Source organism: Catellatospora methionotrophica (assembly GCF_011297335.1).
Taxonomy (GTDB): domain Bacteria; phylum Actinomycetota; class Actinomycetes; order Mycobacteriales; family Micromonosporaceae; genus Catellatospora; species Catellatospora methionotrophica.
This window is the reverse complement of record NZ_JAAOTJ010000001.1, coordinates 327985-346550: the sequence shown is the minus strand read 5'-3', so window position 1 is coordinate 346550 and position 18566 is coordinate 327985. Positions and strand designations below refer to the sequence as shown.

The window sequence follows — 18566 nt, the reverse complement described above, 5'->3', positions numbered from 1 at the left end:
CGCCATCGCGCCACGCCCCGGGTGCCACGACGTCGACCCCACGCCGAGGAGCATCCGGTGACCCCCCACGACCTCGACGCCGCCGGTGAGCACGCCGAGCACTCCCACGCCCACGCGCACGGCCCGGTCCCGGTGTCGCGGCGAGCCACCCGGCTGACCCTGGCCGCGCTGATCCCCGCCGCCGTGGTCACACTGCTCGGCCTGATCCTGCTGTGGCCCGGCGACCTCAAGGCCGAACCGTGGACCGGTGCGGTCAACCACGACGGCGTCGTGGCGTCCGTGAAGGTCATCGACTGCGCCGACGCCGCCGAGCCGCCGGTGCAGACCCCCGAGCAGACCGCGCCACCGGTGTGCGGCGAGGTCGTCGTACGGCTCGCCGACGGCAAGGCGGTCACCACCACGATCCCGTCCGGGCCGGGCGCGCCCGAGGTCGAGGCGGGCGACAAGGTCGTGGTGATGGAGACGGAGTCGTTCGACGGGTCGGGCGTGATCACGTACGACATCGCCGACCACGACCGCACCGACGGGCTCTGGGCGCTGGTGCTGGCGTTCGTCGGCGCGGTGATCGCGTTCGGGCGCTGGCGCGGTGTGTGGGCGCTGGCCGGGCTGGCGTTCACGTTCGCCGTGCTGCTGATGTTCGTCGTGCCCGCGATCCTGGAGGGCAGCTCGCCGCTGCTGGTCGCGATCGTCGGCTCGGCGGCGATCATGCTGGTGGTGCTCTACCTGACGCACGGCTTCAACGCGCCCACATCGATGGCCGTACTGGGCACGCTGATCGCGCTGGCGCTGACCGGCGGGCTGTCCGCGCTGTCGGTGTCGCTGCTGCACCTGACCGGTATGGCCAGCGAGGAGTCGCTGTACGTCACGTTCGTCAACGCCGACATCAACATGCCGGGGCTGCTGCTGGCGGGCATCCTCATCGGCGCGCTCGGCGTGCTCGACGACGTCACCGTCACCCAGGCCTACACGGTCGCCGAACTGGCCAGCGCGAACCCGAACCTGGGCTTCGGGGGCCTGTACCGGGCGGCGTCGCGGGTCGGCCGCGCGCACATCACCTCGGTCATCAACACCATCGTGCTGGCGTACGCCGGTGCGTCGCTGCCGACCCTGCTGCTGCTCACCGCGGGCGGAGCGCCGCTGGGGGAGATGCTGACCAACGAGTTCCTGGCGCAGGAGATCGTACGCTCGGTGGTCGGCACCATCGGGCTCATCTCCGCCGTGCCGATCACCACCGCCCTGGCGGCCATGGTCAGCCATGGCACCACCGGAAAGGTCACCCCGCCGCGCCGGTCCCGCCCGCGCCCAGCAGACGCGCTGGAGCAGGCCTGGGGACTACCACCGGAGCAGACCACCCCCCGGCACCCATCCCCGACCGGACACGACCACGCCTGACCGCCCAGCCACCCGGCCGACCACCTTCACCAGGCCGACGCGCCCGCCCGCCCCCTCTGCCGCAACTCTTAAAGAGTCGCGGCATCCCGACCGCAGCGAGGCCGCGAGTCTTTAAGAGTTGCGGCAGGGGTGGGTGGTCCGGCTGGATGCCGGCGCGGGAGGCGCCGCTGGCGTTGACGCGGGTGTGCGGTGGGTGCATGTCGGTATTCCGACGGCGAAGTGAAGAGCTGAGAACGGCTCAGGAAGCGTCTGTGGGGTCGAGCGCTTCGGTGTGGCTGCTCAATTCGGGCAGGAATCAGGCACGGCCGATCCGGGGTTGCCGCCGGTCGGTCAGGCGCAGGCCGATGCCGCGTACCGCGTCGATGGTGGCGCCGGTGCCGAGCTGGCGCAGCTTGTGCCGCAGGCGCTTGACCACGGACTGCACGTCGGACTTGCCGTCCAGCGCCGCGTCACGCCATACCGTGCGGTGCAGTTCGGCGTAGCTCCAGACCCGGACCGGCTCGGTGGTAAGGCAGGTCAGCAGGTCGAGTTCCAGGCGGGTCAGGTCGATCTCGCGGTTGCGGCAGCGGGCCGTGGACCGGGCCGCGTCGATGACCAGGGACGCGTCAGCGGCGGCGGACGCCTCGGCCCGCTGCTGCACGGGGGCGATCAGCCGCCGCAGCTCGTCCAGGTCGGCCACCAGCAGCAGCGGGGCGATGCCGTCCAGGCGCTCGGCGAGCCGGATCCGCTCGTCAGGGGAGGGTGCGACCGCGATCAGCAGCGGGAACGGCCCACCGTCCTGATCGGACCCCGTTGCCATTCGTTCGTCGTCCTCGGTCACCGTAACCGCCCGGCATCGGTGGGCTCGTCGCCCACTCTCGTCATGGTCCTGACAGTGATGGGCAAGCGCGTCGCTTGCCTGGCAACCGTTAGCGACAAGTTGCTCACGTCAGGTTATTGATCGTCCTTTCTGCTCGATCATAGTGTCCAAACGGGCAACCGGCGTGACCCGCGCGGTTTTGTTGGTGGGCATGGAGGTGGTTCGCCGGTTCGCAACGTCGCGGCGCTACCCCCTGCACCCTCACCATGGCCTGTTTCACTCTGGGTCGTTCTGAGGGAGGTAGCACCGATGTTCAGACGTCCACCACAGCGGCGCTCGGCCAGATCACTGGTCGGCGCCGCAGCGGCGATGATCCTCGCCGTGACGGGGGTGGCGGCCACGGGCTCGGCCGCGCTCGCCGCGCCGGGGACCGCCGCAGCGGACAAGATACGACCGGAGCTCGCCAAACAGCTCCAGGCCAAGAGCGAGAGCGACTTCTGGATCCGGTTCACGGACCGGGCCGATCTCAGCAAGGCCAAGGACATCAAGGACTGGGCGCAGCGCGGCACCGCCGTCGCCGACGCCCTGCGCAAGACCGCCGAGCAGAGCCAGGCCAAGGTGCGCGACGAGCTCGACGCCGCGGGCCTGAAGTACGAGACGTTCTGGGCGTCCAACGCGATCAAGGTGTCCGGCGGCTCGCTGGCCACGGTGCAGAAGTTCGCCGCCCACGCCGAGGTCGAGGGCCTCTACGCGCCGATCGTCTACCAGGTGCCCGAGACGACCCAGGGCACCGACGAGCAGACGGTCAACGCCCTGGAGTGGGGCATCGCCAACATCAACGCCGATGACGTCTGGTCCCAGTACGGCGTCAAGGGCGAGGGCATCACCATCGCCAACATCGACACCGGGGTCCAGTTCGACCACCCGGCGCTGGTCGCCTCCTACCGGGGCAACAACGGCGACGGCACGTTCGACCACAACTACAACTGGTTCGACGCCGCCGGCGCCTGCGCGACCGCGCCCTGCGACGACGACGGCCACGGCACGCACACCATGGGCACCATGGCGGGCTCCGACGGCGCGAACCAGATCGGCGTCGCCCCCGGCGTCAGGTGGATCGCCGCGAACGGCTGCTGCCCCAGCGACGCCGCGCTGATCACCTCCGGCGAGTGGATGCTGGAGCCGACGGACCTCAACGGCCAGAACCCCAACGCCGCCAAGCGCCCCAACATCATCAACAACTCGTGGGGCACCGAGCTGCCGTCCAACGACCCGTTCATGGAGGACGTGACGCTGGCCTGGGCCGCGTCCGGCATCTTCGGCACGTGGTCGAACGGCAACAACGGTTCGGCGTGCCAGACCAGCGGCTCGCCGGGCAGCCGGATCAGCAACTACTCGACCGGCGCGTACGACGTCAACAACAACATCGCGGGCTTCTCCTCGCGCGGCACCGGGCAGGGCGGGGAGATCAAGCCGAACATCTCCGCGCCCGGCGTGAACGTGCGGTCGAGCGTGCCGGGTGACGGATACGCCAGCTTCAGCGGCACCTCGATGGCGGCCCCGCACCTCGCGGGCGCGATCGCGCTGCTGTGGTCGGCGGCTCCGGCGCTGGTCGGTGACATCGACGCGACCCGTACGCTGCTCAACGGCGCGGCGATCGACAAGGCCGACAGCCAGTGCGGCGGCACCGCCGCCGACAACAACGTCTACGGCGAGGGTCGCCTGGACGCGCTGGTGCTGCTCAACTCGGCCCCGATCGGCGACACCGGCACCCTGGCGGGCACCGTCACCGACGCCACGACCGGCAGCCCGCTGGCCGGCGTCACGGTGACCATCACCGGCTCGGTCGACCGCGAGGTCACCACCGGGGCGAACGGCACGTACTCCACCCTGCTCCCGGTCGGGGACTACCAGGTGGCGTTCGCGCAGTTCGGGTACTCCGGCGTGACGCGGGCGGCGACCGTCGCCGACGGCGCGACCACCACCGTCGACGTCGCGCTGAGCCCTGTCCCCAGCGTCAACGTCAGCGGTTCGGTGACCGACGGCTCCGGGCACGGCTGGCCGCTGTACGCGAAGGTCACCGTCGAGGGCCAGTCGGGCGTCTACGACCACACCACCCCGGTCAACGGCCGCTACACGGTCAAGGTGCCGGCGGGTGCGACGTACAACCTGAAGGTCGAGACGCTGTACCCCGGTTACCAGACCGTCACCAAGCAGGTCGTCGTGGGTTCGGGCAACGTCACCGCGAACGTCGCGGTGCCGGTCGACGCGACCAAGTGCACCACGGCTCCCGGTTACGGCTACGGCTCGGACGGCGAGTACGAGACCTTCGACGGCACGACCGTCCCGTCCGGCTGGTCCGTGGTGGACAACGCGGGCAAGGGCCAGGTCTGGAAGTTCACCGACGACGGCAACCGGGGCAACCTGACCGGTGGCAGCGGCGGCTTCGCCATCATCGACAGCGATGACTACGGGCTCGGCGGGGCGCAGGACTCCTCGCTGATCAGCCCCGTGGTCAACCTGACGGCCGTCACCGCTCCGGTCATCCGGTTCAACCAGGACTTCAACCAGCTGGGCTCGGACCGGGCCGACGTCGACCTGAGCATCGACAACGGCGCGACCTGGACGAACGTGCTCCGGCAGGCGGCGGACTTCCGCGGTCCGCGCACCACCGAGATCGCGATCCCGCAGGCCGCGGGCAAGGCGCAGGTGCAGGTCCGCTTCCACTACTACGACGCGTCGTACGAGTGGTGGTGGTCGGTCGACAACGTGCTGATCGGCAGCCAGGTCACCTGCGCTCCGACCGACGGCGGCCTGGTCGTCGGCAACGTCCGCGACAAGAACGACGACAGCTACATCAACGGCGCGACCGTCACCAGCGGCTCCAGGCCGGCCGAGAAGGCCGTCACCACGGCCACCCCGGACGACCCGGAACTGGCCGACGGCTTCTACTGGCTGTTCTCGTCGCTGACCGGCACGATCCCGTTCACCGCCTCGGCGGGCAACTACGTCAGCCAGACCAAGCAGGTCGGCGTACAGCCCGACTGGGCGACCGCGGCGAACTTCGTGCTCGCGGCGGGCCGGCTCAAGGTGGCGCCGACCGCGGTCAGCGCCACGGTGCAGATGCCCACGGGCGCGGCCACCAGGACGTTCACCGTGACCAACACCGGCGGCGCGCCGGTCGAGGTCGAGTTCGGTGAGCGCGAGGGCGGCTTCGAACTGCTGCGCGCCGACGGTTCGCGGATCACCAAGCAGCAGATCCTCGGCAGTGCCGGGGCTCCGGTGCAGCGGCTCACCGCGCCGACGTCGTTCGCCGCGAACGCGGCGTCCGGCAAGTCCTCCGACGCGGCGTCGCCCGCGGTGGGCCCGCAGGCCGACCCGTGGACCGACATCGCCGACTACCCGGCCAACGTGATGGACAACCGGGTCGTCGTCCTCGACGGCAAGGTCTACTCGATCGCGGGCGGCAACGGCACGGCCTCGTCGGCGAAGAACTACGTCTACGACCCGGTCGCGCAGACCTGGACGGCGATCGCCGACCTGCCCGGAGCCCGCAACGCCATGAGCGTGGGCGTCGTCGGCGGGAAGATCATCGCGACCGGCGGCTGGGGTGCCTCCGGTCCGGACGCGGGCACCTGGTCGTACGACCCGGCCGCCAACACCTGGACGGCGAAGGCCGCCAACCCCGCGCCGCGCGCCGCGGCCGGTCAGGCCGTGGCCGACGGCAAGCTGTACGCCATCGGCGGCTGCACCACCGCCGCCTGCACCCCGATGTCGAACGACGTGGTCCGCTACGACCCGGCGACCGACACCTGGGCGGCCGTGGCCGACTACCCGAAGTCGGTGGCGTTCGCCTCCTGCGGCGGGATCGACGGCACGGTCTACTGCACCGGCGGCAACGACGGCACGGCCGCGCAGAAGGCCGGTTACGCCTACGACCCCGGCGCTGACAGCTGGACGCCGATCGCCGACGCGCCGGTCGACAGCTGGGCCAGCTCGTTCGCGGTGGCCAGCGGCAAGCTGCTGGTCGTCGGCGGCTCGCAGGGTGGTGCCATCACCAACGCGGGCTTCGCGTTCGACCCGGCCACCGGCTCGTGGTCCAACCTGCCCAACGCCAACACCGCCCGGTACCGCGGCGGCGCGGCGTGCGGCTTCTACAAGATCGGTGGTTCCTCGGGCAACTTCAGCGCGATGCCCGACAGCGAGGTGCTGCCGGGTCTGGAGGGCTGTGCCGCGGCCGCGGCCGACGTGAGCTGGCTGACGGTCGACAAGACCGCGGTCACGCTGGCGCCGGGCGCGAAGGTCGTCGTCACGGTCGGCATGTCGGCCAACGTCGACCAGCCGGGCACCTACACCGCCTCGGTCTCGATCAAGGAGAACACGCCGTACACGGTGGCGCCGGTCGCGGTGACCATGAACGTGACGCCTCCGAAGACCTGGGGCAAGCTGCTGGGCACCGTCACCGGGACCAGCTGCCAGGGTGCGGGCGCGCCGATCGCGGGTGCGGTCGTCCAGGTCGACTCGTGGGCGAACTCGTGGACGTTCGCGACCGACGCCCAGGGCAAGTACGCCTACTGGATGGACAAGCGCAACAACCCGCTGACGCTGATCGTCGCCAAGGACGGCTGGAAGCCCCAGACCCGTCAGACGAGGATCAACGTCACGACGCCGACAGTGGAGAACTTCACGCTGTCGCCGATCAAGTGTTGACGCCTGACCGCTGAATGACCCGGCCCGCCCGATCACCCCGATCGGGCGGGCCGGGCCGCGTCCGGGGTGGCCGCGCTCAGACCGGGGCGAGCCGGAACCCGACCCCGCGCACCGCGAGGACCGTCACCGGCGCGTCCAGCCGGGTGAGCTTGTGCCGGACCCGCCGTACCACCGAGTGCATGTCGGAGCCGCGGCCGAGGTGCTTGTTGCCCCACACCTCCTGGTGCAGCCGCTCGTAGGTCCAGACCTGGCCGGGCGTCTCGGTCAGGCAGACCAGGAAGTCGTGCTCCAGCCGGGTGAGGCCGACCTCCCGGTCGCGCCAGCGCAGCAACCGGCGGTCGGAGTCGACGGCCAGTTCCGCCGGTGGCGGCGGCACGGGCTCCGCAGCGCGCACCGGCACGGCCGGGGCCGGGGTCGGGACGGCGGTCGGGGCAGGCTCGGCCACGCCGAGGAAGTCGCGGGCCTGCTCGACGCTCGACACGATCAGCAGGGCGGGGCTGCCGCCGAGCGTCCGGGCGAGCTGGCGGCGCTGCGCGGGCGACGACGCGATGCCGATGACCAGCGAGGCGACCGGAATTCCCCGCATCTGCCCGCCCCTCCGGTTCTCCATGATTGCGTGTGATTTCCATGCCACCGGCCGAAAGATCCTCAATCGGTGCCCTGACCCTAGTGGCATGCGGCGATGATGGAAACATTCACGGCCATGATTCTTGGCGGGGGCCGGGGCGCTTCACCGGATACGCGAAAGGGAGGTGTGCAAGCCCTTCGCTTGTCCCTCCCGCACTTTCATTCTAACGGACGTGTCACCCGCTTCGAATCCGCCCGAATGACGATCTTTGCGCGCGCAGCCGCCCATATGCTCGTGACTCAACCCCATTCGTCACTGCCTGGGAGCACTGTGTCTGACGCCAGAACAGCCGAGATCGCCGCCGAACAGCAGCTCGTCGACCGGGTGTACGACCGCACCGAGGCCATGCGGGAACAGGCCCGGATGGTGGCCGCCGACGGACACGGGCGCGCCGCCGCCGGGCCCGCAGGTGGGCTGGTGGAACGCGACGCGATGGTCCACCACGCGGCGGGCAAGCTGCGGGCGCTGGACGCCGAAGCCGAAGGGCTCGTGTTCGGGCGGCTCGACTTCGACGACGGCGAGACCTACCACATCGGCCGCCTCGGCGTACGCGACGAGGACCGCGAGCCGCTGCTCATCGACTGGCGCGCGCCCGCCGCCGCGGCGTTCTACCGGGCCACGCCCGGCGAACCGCTCGGCGTCGTACGCCGCCGCGTCATCATCAGCCGCGGCCGCGAGGTCGTCGACCTCGACGACGACCTGCTGTCCCCGGACGACGCCGGCGACCTGCGCGTTCTCGGCGAGGGCTCGCTGCTCGCCGCCCTGCAGCGGGCCCGTGGCCCGCAGATGCGCGACATCGTCACCACCATCCAGCGCGAGCAGGACGAGGCGATCCGCGCGCCCGCCCGGGGCGTCACCCTGATCACCGGCGGGCCGGGCACCGGCAAGACCCAGGTCGCGCTGCACCGCGCGGCGTACCTGCTCTACACCGACCGGGGCCGGTTCGCCGACGGCCGGGTGCTGGTCGTCGGCCCGTCCACGGTGTTCACCAACTACATCAGCCGGGTGCTGCCCGCTCTCGGCGAGGACAGCATCCACCTGCGCGCCATCGGCGAACTCGTCGAAGGCGTGACCGCCGTACGCCGCGACCCCGCCGCCGTCGCCGAGATCAAGGGCAGCACCTGGATGGACGAGGTGCTGGGCGAGCTGATCTGGCAGGCCCCGCCGACCGCGCCGCAGGAGTTCAAGCTGGTGTACGCGGGCCAGGTCCTCAAGTTTGGCCCGGTCGAACTGGCCGGGGTGCGGGAACGGGTGCGCACGCTTGCCGCGTCCACCGCCACGCTGCCCAACGCCGCCCGCCCGCTGGCCGCCAAGGCGCTGCTGGAGGCGCTGTGGGCGGTGGTCGACGGCGAGCACCTGGAACGGGACCTGTTCACCGACGACGTCGGCGACCGCCCCGAGTTCCGGCGCTTCCTGGCCGCCTGGTGGCCCCGGCTGACCCCGGCGGACGTGCTGGCGTGGCTCGGCGACGCCGACCGGTCGCGCGGCGTGCTCGGCGACGCCGCCGAGACGCTGGCAGCCTCCTACGGCGGCGACTGGTCGGTCGACGACGTGCCGCTGCTCGACGAGCTGAACGAGCTGCTCGGCGAGCCGCCGGCCGCCCCGGCGGCCCGGATCGAGCCGGCGCGGCTGCGGGAGCTGACCATGGGCCCGCAACTGGTCGACACGTTCGTGCTCAGCCTGGGGCTGCACGACGGCTGGAGCCTGTACGCGCCCGGCCTGCCGACCCCGATGGCCGTCGCCGGGCAGTCGATCGACAACGACGCGATTGCGCAGGCGCAGCGCTGGGCGGCGGCGATCATCCTGCGCGAGGGTCACCAGGTGGTGAGCTGGACCGACGGGTACGACCCGTACGGCGAGGACGGTTACGTGCCGGTGCTGGCCGAGCCGCTGCCGGTCGCCGAACCCGACGACGAGCCCGCCACCTGGGACGACTACGCGCACGTGATCCTTGACGAGGCGCAGGACCTGTCGCCGATGGAGTGCCGGATGATCGCGCGCCGGGCGGCGTACGCGTCGATGACGATCGTCGGCGACCTCGGCCAGGCGACCCATCCGCTGGCCGCCGCGACGTGGCGGGTGCTGCTGGCGCGGCTCGCCCGGCGCGACGCGCGGACCCTCGACCTGCGTACCGGTTACCGGGTGCCGCAGGTGCTGGCCGCGTTCGCGGCCCGGATGCTCGCCCCGGGCATCGCGCCGACCCGGTCGTACCGGCCCGGGGGAGACCTGTCGGTCCGGCAGGTCGAGGAACTGGCCGCCGCGGCCCGTGAGGCCGCACGCCGCGCGCCGGGCGAGGGCAGTGTCGCGGTCGTCGTGGCCGACCACATGAGCGACGCGATCGCGGCGGCCGTCGACGCGCCCCACGTCACGGTGGTGCCCGCGGGGCTGGTCAAGGGACTCGAATACGACCACGTGATCGTGGTGGAGCCCGCCGCGATCGTGGCGGCCGAACCGCGCGGCCAGCAGCGGCTGTACGTGGTGCTGACCCGCGCCGTCGCGAGCCTGGAGATTCTGCACCACGAGCCGCTGCCCGCCGCCCTCGCGAGCGAGCCGCCAGCGCGACCGTGAGGTGACGAAGGAAGGGCACCTTCCACAACGCGGGAGCGTTAAGAAGGTGCCCTTCCTTCGCCTGAATCAGTCGGTGCCCGACTCCATGGCGGCGTTGTCGAGGGCTTCGTCGTCGGTCGGGGCGTGGCCCCGGGACGCGATCGTGTCCGCGCCGCCCTCGGGCAGGACGCCGATCAGCTGGTGCGGGCCGGGCTGTACGGCGGCGGTGACCTGCAGGTGCGAGTTGCCGCCGACGATGCCGAGCTGCGCGTACTGCTCCAGCTTGGAGCGCGAGTCGGCGATGTCGAGGTTGCGCATGGTCAGCTGGCCGATGCGGTCGACGGGGCCGAACGCGGAGTCCTCGGTGCGCTCCATGGACAGCTTGTCCGGGTGGTAGCTCAGCGACGGGCCGGTCGTGTCGAGGACGGAGTAGTCCTCCCCGCGCCGCAGCCGCAGCGTCACCTGGCCGGTGATCGCCGAGCCGACCCAGCGCTGCAGGGCCTCGCGCAGCATCAGCGACTGCGGGTCGAGCCAGCGGCCCTCGTAGAGCAGCCGGCCGAGGCGGCGGCCGTCGTTGTGGTACGCCGCGACGGTGTCCTCGTTGTGGATCGCGTTGACCAGGCGCTCGTAGGCGGCGTGCAGCAGGGCCATGCCGGGGGCCTCGTAGATGCCCCGGCTCTTGGCCTCGATGATCCGGTTCTCGATCTGGTCGGACATGCCCAGGCCGTGCCGGCCGCCGATGGCATTGGCCTCCAGGACCAGGTCGACGGCGGAACCGAACTCCTTGCCGTTGATGGTCACCGGGCGGCCCTGCTCGAAGCCGATCGTGACGTCCTCGGCGTCGATCTGCACGGTGCTGTCCCAGAACCGCACACCCATGATCGGCTCGACGATCTCGATGCCGGTGTCCAGGCGCTCCAGGGACTTGGCCTCGTGCGTCGCGCCCCAGATGTTGGCGTCGGTGGAGTACGCCTTCTCGGTGCTGTCGCGGTAGGGCAGGTCACGGGCGAGCAGCCACTCCGACATCTCCTTGCGGCCGCCGAGCTCGCTGACGAACTGCGCGTCCAGCCACGGCTTGTAGATCCGCAGCGACGGGTTGGCCAGCAGGCCGTAGCGGTAGAACCGCTCGATGTCGTTGCCCTTGAAGGTCGAGCCGTCGCCCCAGACCTGCACGCCGTCGTCGAGCATGGCGCGCACCAGCAGGGTGCCGGTGACGGCGCGGCCCAGCGGGGTGGTGTTGAAGTAGGCGCGGCCGCCGGACCGGACGTGGAACGCGCCGCAGGCCAGCGCCGCGAGGCCTTCCTCGACCAGGGCGGCGCGGCAGTCGACCAGCCGGGCGATCTGCGCGCCGTAGGCGGTGGCGCGGCCGGGCACCGAAGCGATGTCCGGTTCGTCATATTGGCCGATGTCTGCGGTATAGGTGCATGGAATGGCACCTTTTTCGCGCATCCACGCGACAGCTACTGAAGTGTCGAGGCCGCCGGAAAAGGCGATTCCGACGTGATCACCGACAGGAAGGGACGTTAGCACCTTGGACACCTGCAAAGTATATGCACACCGCCGTATGACTATGCAAGTTGACCCTCGGTGGAGTGACGTTCTGCGGCGAAGATCGCGGCTTGTGGTCGAAACCTGTGGCTGAACGCGAGGTTTCGACCGCAAACGGCGATCTTCCTTGTGGAACTGGGGCTTCGGCCGCGCGGCGATTGCGGCGACCGGCCCGGCTGCCCGCCCCGGGCGGTCTAGCCTGTGAACGGGAGCGACCGAGGGCTGGTGGGAGCGATGTCGCAGGCACGGCTGGCACTGCTCGACGGCAGCACCTTCTTCACCACGAACGGGCTGGGCGACACCGACGGGCCCGAGGACGGTCTGTACTTCGCCGACACCCGGCACCTGTCGACGTGGCGGCTGACCATCGACGGGGCCGAGTTCCACCTGCTCAGCTTCGACACCCCGCAGTACTACTCGGCGCGTATCTCGGCGACCCTGCCCTCGGTGAGCGTCGGGGTGAACCCGACCCTGTCCCTGTGGCGCGAGCGCATCGTCGCGACGGGCGTACACGAGGATCTGCACCTGGAGAACTACAGCGACCAGGAGCGGGAACTCACCCTGGAGCTGTCGCTGGGCGCGGACTTCGCCGACGTCTTCGAGGTCAAGGACGCCAAGATCGGCTCCCGGCCGGTGACCACCGCCGTCGGCCCCGACACGATCACCTTCGGGTATCACCGCGACGGCTTCACCCGCGCCACGAAGGTCTCTTTCACCGAGCCCGGTGACCTGCACCCCGGCGGCATCCGCTGGGCGATCCGGCTGCCCGCCCGCGGCTCCTGGACCACCTGCATCGACGTGACCTGCACCGACAACGACGGCGAGCACGAGCTGCGGGTGGGGCACGGCGGGTTCGGCCAGCTGGAGCCGGACATGCCGCAGACGATGCAGCAGTGGCTGGACGACGCCCCCGTCCTGCACACGATCTTCGACCCGGCCCGGCACGCGTACCGGCACGCCCTGATGGACCTGGCCGCGCTGCGCTTCCACCCGCTGCGCGGCATGGAGCACTCGGTGCCCGCTGCGGGCGCGCCCTGGTTCATGGCGCTGTTCGGCCGGGACAGCCTCATCACCGCCTTCCAGGCGCTGCCGTTCCAGCCGCGGCTCGCCGCCACCACCCTGGAAGCCCTGGCCATGGTCCAGGCCACGGCGTCCGACGACTTCCGCGACGCCGACCCGGGCAAGATCCCGCACGAGCTCCGGCACGGCGAGCTGACCTTCACCGGCCGCACCCCGCACAGCCCCTACTACGGCACCCACGACGCGACCCTGCTGTTCCTCATCCTGCTCGACGAGTACGAGCGCTGGACCGCCGACACCGCCCTGGTCCGCCGCCTGGAACCGGCGGCGCGCGCCGCCGTCGCCTGGATGCGCGGGCCGGCCGATCCCGACGGCGACGGCTACCTGGAATACCGCACCAGGTCGTCGCAGGGACTGGTCAACCAGTGCTGGAAGGACTCCTGGAACTCCATCATGTTCGCCGACGGCAAGGTCGCCGAGCCGCCGATCGCCACCTGCGAGATCCAGGGGTACGCCTACGACGCGCGGATACGCACCGCGCGTCTGGCCCGCGACGTCTGGCACGACCCGGCCTTCGCCGACCAGCTCGAACATGAGGCCGCCGCGTTACGGGAGCGGTTCAACACGGACTTCTGGATCGCCGAGCGCGGCCATTTCGCGCTCGCCCTCGACGGCGGCAAACGCCAGGTCGACGCGGCCACCTCGAACATCGGGCACCTGCTGTGGAGCGGCATCGTCGACGACGAGCACGCCGAGGCCACCGTCGCGCTGCTGCTCGACCCGAAGATGTCCTCCGGCTGGGGCATCCGGACCATGTCCAGCGCCGACCACGGCTACAACCCGATCGAGTACCACAACGGCACCGTCTGGCCGCACGACACCGCGATCATCGCCGAGGGCCTGCGCCGTTACGGTCACCGGGCCGAGGCCGCCGAACTCGCGCTCAAACTCATGGAGGCCGCCGCCGCGTTCGGCTACCGGCTGCCCGAGGTCTTCGCGGGCTTCGACCGCAAGGGCGACAAGCCGGTGGAGTATCCGACGCCCTCCTCGCCGCAGGCCTGGTCGGCGGGCTCGGTGCTGATGGTGCTGCGCACCCTGTTCGGCCTCGACGCCGACGGTGCGACGCTGCGCTCAGCCGAGCGCCCGGCGGGCTTCGACGGCCCGGTCCGCCTGGAGAACGTGCCCTTCCGCGGCGGTCGGCACATCATCGAGATCTGACGCGGGCGGCTAGTCCGTTCCCGCCGCACTCGTGCCCGGCCACGATGCGGTGAGGTCCCCGGTGACGTCGTGTAGCAGCCGCAGGAACGTCGCCACCATGGGCGTCACGCCGTGTTCGGCGAGTGTGACCGCGTGGATGCTGCGGCTCAGCCCCGATCCGGTCAGTTCACGGTGGACGGTCCCCGGCAGGCGGCTCAGGGCCAGGCGCGACACCAGGGCCACGGCGACTCCGGTGGCCACGAACGCCTGCGCCACGTCGTACGACTCGGTCTCGAACCGCACCCGTGGCACGAAGCCCGCCGCGGCGGCCGCCCGGTCGAACTGGGCCCGTGCCGCGTGACCGGCACGGATCGTCACCCACGCCTCGTCGCGCAGGCTGCCCAGGTCGATCGCGGGCGCGGCGGCGTCGCGGGCGAGCGGGTGGTCGTCGGGGAGCACGGCGACCATCGGGTCGATCAGGAGCGGATGCAGCCGTACGTGGCCGGGCGGCACGGGCGGCTGATCCCACGCCGCGATGACCGCGACGTCCATCTCGCCCGCGGCGACCGCGTCCACGCCGCGATCGGAGGTGATGTCCATGATCGACAGGTCGGTGTCGGGATAGCGGTGCCGCAGGGCCGTCAGCGCTGGTGGCAGCAGCCGCAGCGCCGCCGCCTGGAACGCGCCGATGCGCAGCCGCAGCGACAGCCGGCCCAGCAGGCCGTCGAGTGCGGCAGTGGCGCTCGCGGCCGCCTCGTCGACGACGCGGCCGTGCTCGGCCAGCATCATGCCCGCCTCGGTCAGGCTCGCTCCCCGTGGACCGCGGCGCACCAGGGGCGCTCGGCAGTCGCGCTCGGCCCTGGCCAGTTGCTGCGTCACCGCCGCGGGCGTCAGGCCGAGCGCCTGCGCGGCAGCCGCCAGCGAACCGTGGCGGCCGATCAGCGCCAGCAGTCGCAAGGTGTCAGGCCCCGGTGGCATACACGAATCTTAAGTCAGAGGGCTTGATCTTTAACTTCTCTGAAGGCCGACGGTTTGCCATCGTGGAGCCATGCCCACGCATCTTCCGCTGTTCATCGGCACCACCTGGCTGCTGGCCATGCTGCCCGGCGCGGGACAGGCGCTCATGCTGCGCCAGACCCTGCACGGCGGACCCCGTGCCGCCTGGGCCAGCATCGCGGGCACCTGCACCGGCCTGCTCGCATGGACCGTGGCCGCCGCCGCGGGACTGTCGGCCGTCCTGCTCGCCAACCCTCACGCCTACCAGGCGCTGCGCGTGGCCGGGGGCGTCGTGCTCGCCGTGCTCGGCCTCAGCACCCTGCGCTCCGTACGCCGCCGCCCCGCGTTCGATCCCAGCCCGTCGGCGGGAGTCCGCACCACGGGCTACTGGGGCGCGTACACCGCCGGGCTCGCCACCAACCTCGGCAACCCCAAGGCCGGGGTCTTCGCGATCTCGCTGCTGCCGCAGTTCGTCACGCACGACGGGCCGGTTTTCGCCTCCAGCGTCGCCCTGGGAGCGCTGTGGGCGCTGGTCACCGCCGCCTGGTACGTCGTGTTCACCTGGACGGTGAACCGTGGCCGCACGCTGGTGTCGAAGCCCGCCGTACACCGCGGACTGCAACTGCTCACCGGCGGCACCCTGCTGTGCCTGGGCGCGGCGGTGGCCCTGGGCGGATGACCACGCACAGTCGGTGGCACATACGAGACGGCGCGGCCCGAAGGGGCATCGCGCCGTCTCGTAGATCGCCCCTGATCAGGCGAAGCGGAACAGCGGCGGGAACACCAGCAGCACGACCCAGGCCCAGGCCGCGTACACGGCCAGGTAGCGGGTCTGCCAGTGCTCCATGCGCCCGAAGGGCAGCCGGCCGCGGACGAATCCGAGCAGCAGCCACGCCGACCAGGCCAGGTTGGCCAGCAGCACCAGGTTCTCGCCGAGCGCGGCGGTCTTGTTCGCGGTGAACCCGAACTCGGTGATCCGGCCGGTGATCGCGGCCAGCACCAGCACGTCGATGAGCAGCGCGGCGACCACCAGGGCCAGTTGCAGCTTGTCGAAGACACCGGGCGGGGCCGCCGGGTCGCGGGCGGAGATGGAGTACAGCACCAGGCCGAGCACCACGACCAGCAGCAGGTCGAAGATGATGAGCACGTCGCGCTGCACGTCGATGCCGTTGGTGGTCCAGGCGATGGCGCCCAGCAGCACCAGCAGCGTGACCGTGAACAGCGGGGTGAACACCCGGGTCAGCACCGGCGCCATGTTCTCGATGACGCTCTGCTTCGCCTCGACCAGCCAGGCCGCGACGACGATCGCGGCCATCGCGCCGCAGGGCACCAGCCACGTCCCGACGAACGTCTCGGCGTCGATGCCGATGGCCGAGAAGATGTTCACGGTGAACGCGGTCAGCACGCCGCCGCCCAGCGCGATGAGCACGAAGTAGATGAGCCACTCGCCGGTGAACCGGATGAAGTCCATCCGCCTGCGGTCCGAGCGCCACTCGCCGCCGGTGTAGGCGACGCCGACCACGAGCCACAGCGCGATCGGCAGGTGGATCGTGCTCAGCACGATCGTCTGCGTGTCCATGCCCATCGGGTACGCGTTGACGGCCACCGCCCCGAGGGCGAACAATCCCGCCAGCACGGCGATGAGCCCCGGCTTCAGGCCGCGCCGCCACGCGAAGTAGGCGGCCAGCGGCGCGAGCGCGAACAGCCCCATGTTGCGCAGGTAGAAGCCGCTGTCGTCGTCGGTCATGTCCACGCCGAACAGGGCGGGCGCCTTGATGGCGAGCGCGGCCGCCGCCGCGAACGCGATCATGATCAGCAGGTCGCGCCGCTTGCCGGTGCTCGCCGTGGCGGCGTCGTCGCCGGTCAGCACGAGCTGCTTCCACAGCCGCTCGGAGTGTTCGCGGGCGAACTCGCGGGACAGCTCGTCGAGGCTGCCCATGCGCTTGACGGCGATCAGGAACGCCTCGTCGGGGTGCAGCCCGGCGGAGGTCAGCTCGGTGATCCGGTCGCGGAGGTGGTCCTCCAGCTCCTCGGCGTCGGTCTGGTGCAGCTCGCGGCGGCGGCGCATGTACGCCCGCCATTCGGCGATCTGCTGCTCCAGGTCGCTGTTGCTGTCCACGGTCATCCGGTCACCCCCCAGTTCGGCGCGGGGATCGGGCGCAGCGCCGCGCCCGCGTTCCACACGCCCCGCAGGGTCTCCACGACGGCCGCCCACTGGCGGCGCTGCTCGGCCAGCTCACCGAGGCCCTGCTCGGTGATGCGGTAGTACTTGCGCCGCCGCCCCTCGATCGGGGTGTGCCAGGTCGCCTCGACGTGGCCGAGCCGCTCCAGCCGGTGCAGCAGCGGGTAGAGCAGGCCGTCGGTCCATTCGAGGTGCCCGCCGGACAGCTCGTTGACCTGTTTGAGGATCGCGTACCCGTAGCTCTCTCCCTCGGCCAGGATGCCCAGCACGAGGGGGGTCGCCGAGGCCGCGACGAGATCTTTCGTGATGTGCACGAGGACACCGCCTATACCTAGAACTGCTATGCATACTAGATCTAGGTGTCGGCCGGTGCAATCCCGGCTCGGCGATCATGATGTGGCAGGCTGGGCGGGTGCAGCAGGATCCCCTCATCTCCGCCCAGCGGCTCGCCAGCCTCGGTGACCACGCCGGGGCGCTCCGGCTCGCCCGCGAACTCGAAGCCGGGTACGCCGCCGACGGCGACGACGGCGCGACCCTGCTCGTCTGGGTACGGCTGTGCATGGCCCGCTGGCTGGCCGTGCAGCAGGAACCGGACCGGCCCGCCGCGCTGGCCGAACTCGACGCCGCCGAGCAGGTCTGGCGCTCGGCCGCCGTACAGGGCTCGGAGATGGTGCACGTGCTCGGCGCCGAACTCATGTCGCTGCGCAGCTTCGTGCTGCGCCAGCTGGGCCTCGCCGCCGAGAGCCTGGCAGCGGGGGAGCAGGCCTTGGCCCTGTTCACCGAGCTGGAGCAGACCGCCCCGGAGGTGCTGTCGGCGGTGGGGCAGGTGCCGCTGCTGCTCAACCGGGGCGCGGCGCTGGGCGACCTGGGCCGGACCGCCGAGTCCCTCGCACCGCTGGCCCAGGCCCTCGACGTGCTGCGCACCGCCGCGCCGCGCAGCCACCCCGAGATCGAGATCGAGCTGCTGGTGCTGCGGGGCACGTCGCTGACCCTGCTCGGCCGCTTCGCCGAAGCCGAGGCCGCCGAGACCGAGGCGATCGACCTCGCCCGTACGCAGACCGGCCGCGCCGCCCGGCACCTGCTGGCCACCGCGCTGACCAACCACGCCACGACACTGACCCGCATGCGCCGCCTCGACGAGGCCCTGGCCGAGGTCGGCGCGGCGATGGCCGTGCTGCGCGACGTCGACGGCGAACCGGCCACCGCGGCCCAGCGCCGCCGCTGGGCGATGCCGCTGTCCACCGAGGCCGAGGTCCTGCTGGCCCAGGGCCGCCGGGCGGACGCCGCCCGCTCCGCGCGGCAGGCCGAGCCGATCCTGCGGGAGTACGCCGAGCGCGCTCCCGCGCTGGTCGCGGGCTCGCTGGCCAACGTGTGCCTGCTCATCGGCGACGCCGAGGACGACCCGGCCTACGCCGCCGAGGCGTACGAGCGCCTGAACGCGCTGAACGACCTGTATCCGGGACGCTACGAGTACTGGTGGCGGCGCGCCGGGGAGCTGGTCGCCCGGCTGCGGGACAGCTGACGCCGCCGCCGCGTCAAGAAACGGG

12 protein-coding genes are annotated in these 18566 nt (G+C 71.4%); 6 read left to right on the top strand and 6 right to left on the bottom strand.

What is annotated here, in order from left to right; translation table 11 throughout:
• Positions 1–57: 57 nt before the first annotated feature.
• Positions 58–1392, top strand: coding sequence for a YibE/F family protein (locus HAV40_RS01595; protein WP_239086267.1), 1335 nt, complete (start codon positions 58–60; stop codon positions 1390–1392).
• A gap of 295 nt (positions 1393–1687) precedes the next feature.
• On the opposite strand, the gene HAV40_RS01590 is transcribed toward HAV40_RS01595, so the two are convergent.
• The gene (locus HAV40_RS01590) at positions 1688–2191 is read right to left on the bottom strand and encodes a winged helix-turn-helix domain-containing protein (protein ID WP_166378233.1); all 504 of its coding nucleotides are present in this window, start codon (positions 2189–2191) and stop codon (positions 1688–1690) included.
• Positions 2192–2500: 309 nt separating this feature from the next.
• Here HAV40_RS01590 and HAV40_RS01585 point away from each other — a divergent pair, with 309 nt between their 5' ends.
• Positions 2501–6901, top strand: a complete 4401-nt coding sequence (locus HAV40_RS01585; protein WP_166378231.1) for a S8 family serine peptidase — start codon at positions 2501–2503, stop codon at positions 6899–6901.
• A 76-nt stretch (positions 6902–6977) separates the two neighbouring features.
• Here the strand turns inward: HAV40_RS01585 and HAV40_RS01580 are convergent, their stop codons facing one another.
• A complete protein-coding gene (locus HAV40_RS01580; protein ID WP_166378229.1) occupies positions 6978–7487 on the bottom strand; it encodes a helix-turn-helix domain-containing protein in 510 nt (169 codons plus the stop codon).
• A gap of 312 nt (positions 7488–7799) precedes the next feature.
• Between HAV40_RS01580 and HAV40_RS01575 the strand changes: the two genes are divergently transcribed.
• A complete protein-coding gene (locus HAV40_RS01575; RefSeq protein WP_166378227.1) occupies positions 7800–10097 on the top strand; it encodes a HelD family protein in 2298 nt (765 codons plus the stop codon).
• A 66-nt stretch (positions 10098–10163) separates the two neighbouring features.
• Here HAV40_RS01575 and argG read toward each other — a convergent pair whose 3' ends face one another.
• The gene (gene argG / locus HAV40_RS01570) at positions 10164–11606 is read right to left on the bottom strand and encodes an argininosuccinate synthase (protein WP_239086284.1); all 1443 of its coding nucleotides are present in this window, start codon (positions 11604–11606) and stop codon (positions 10164–10166) included.
• A 252-nt stretch (positions 11607–11858) separates the two neighbouring features.
• Here argG and HAV40_RS01565 point away from each other — a divergent pair, with 252 nt between their 5' ends.
• Complete coding sequence (locus tag HAV40_RS01565) at positions 11859–13862, top strand: amylo-alpha-1,6-glucosidase (protein ID WP_166378223.1); 2004 nt, start codon at positions 11859–11861, stop codon at positions 13860–13862.
• A 9-nt stretch (positions 13863–13871) separates the two neighbouring features.
• On the opposite strand, the gene HAV40_RS01560 is transcribed toward HAV40_RS01565, so the two are convergent.
• A complete protein-coding gene (locus HAV40_RS01560) occupies positions 13872–14819 on the bottom strand; it encodes a LysR family transcriptional regulator (RefSeq protein WP_166378221.1) in 948 nt (315 codons plus the stop codon).
• A gap of 70 nt (positions 14820–14889) precedes the next feature.
• Between HAV40_RS01560 and HAV40_RS01555 the strand changes: the two genes are divergently transcribed.
• On the top strand, positions 14890–15516 hold the full coding sequence (locus tag HAV40_RS01555) for a LysE family translocator (RefSeq protein WP_166378219.1): 627 nt from the start codon (positions 14890–14892) through the stop codon (positions 15514–15516).
• A gap of 75 nt (positions 15517–15591) precedes the next feature.
• Here the strand turns inward: HAV40_RS01555 and HAV40_RS01550 are convergent, their stop codons facing one another.
• Complete coding sequence (locus HAV40_RS01550; protein ID WP_166378217.1) at positions 15592–16962, bottom strand: permease prefix domain 1-containing protein; 1371 nt, start codon at positions 16960–16962, stop codon at positions 15592–15594.
• On the bottom strand, positions 16959–17333 hold the full coding sequence (locus tag HAV40_RS01545; RefSeq protein ID WP_166378215.1) for a PadR family transcriptional regulator: 375 nt from the start codon (positions 17331–17333) through the stop codon (positions 16959–16961). Before HAV40_RS01545 ends, HAV40_RS01550 begins: the two co-directional genes overlap by 4 nt.
• A gap of 98 nt (positions 17334–17431) precedes the next feature.
• On the opposite strand from HAV40_RS01545, the gene HAV40_RS01540 reads away from it, so the two are divergent.
• Complete coding sequence (locus HAV40_RS01540) at positions 17432–18541, top strand: hypothetical protein (RefSeq protein ID WP_166378213.1); 1110 nt, start codon at positions 17432–17434, stop codon at positions 18539–18541.
• Positions 18542–18566: the final 25 nt, after the last annotated feature.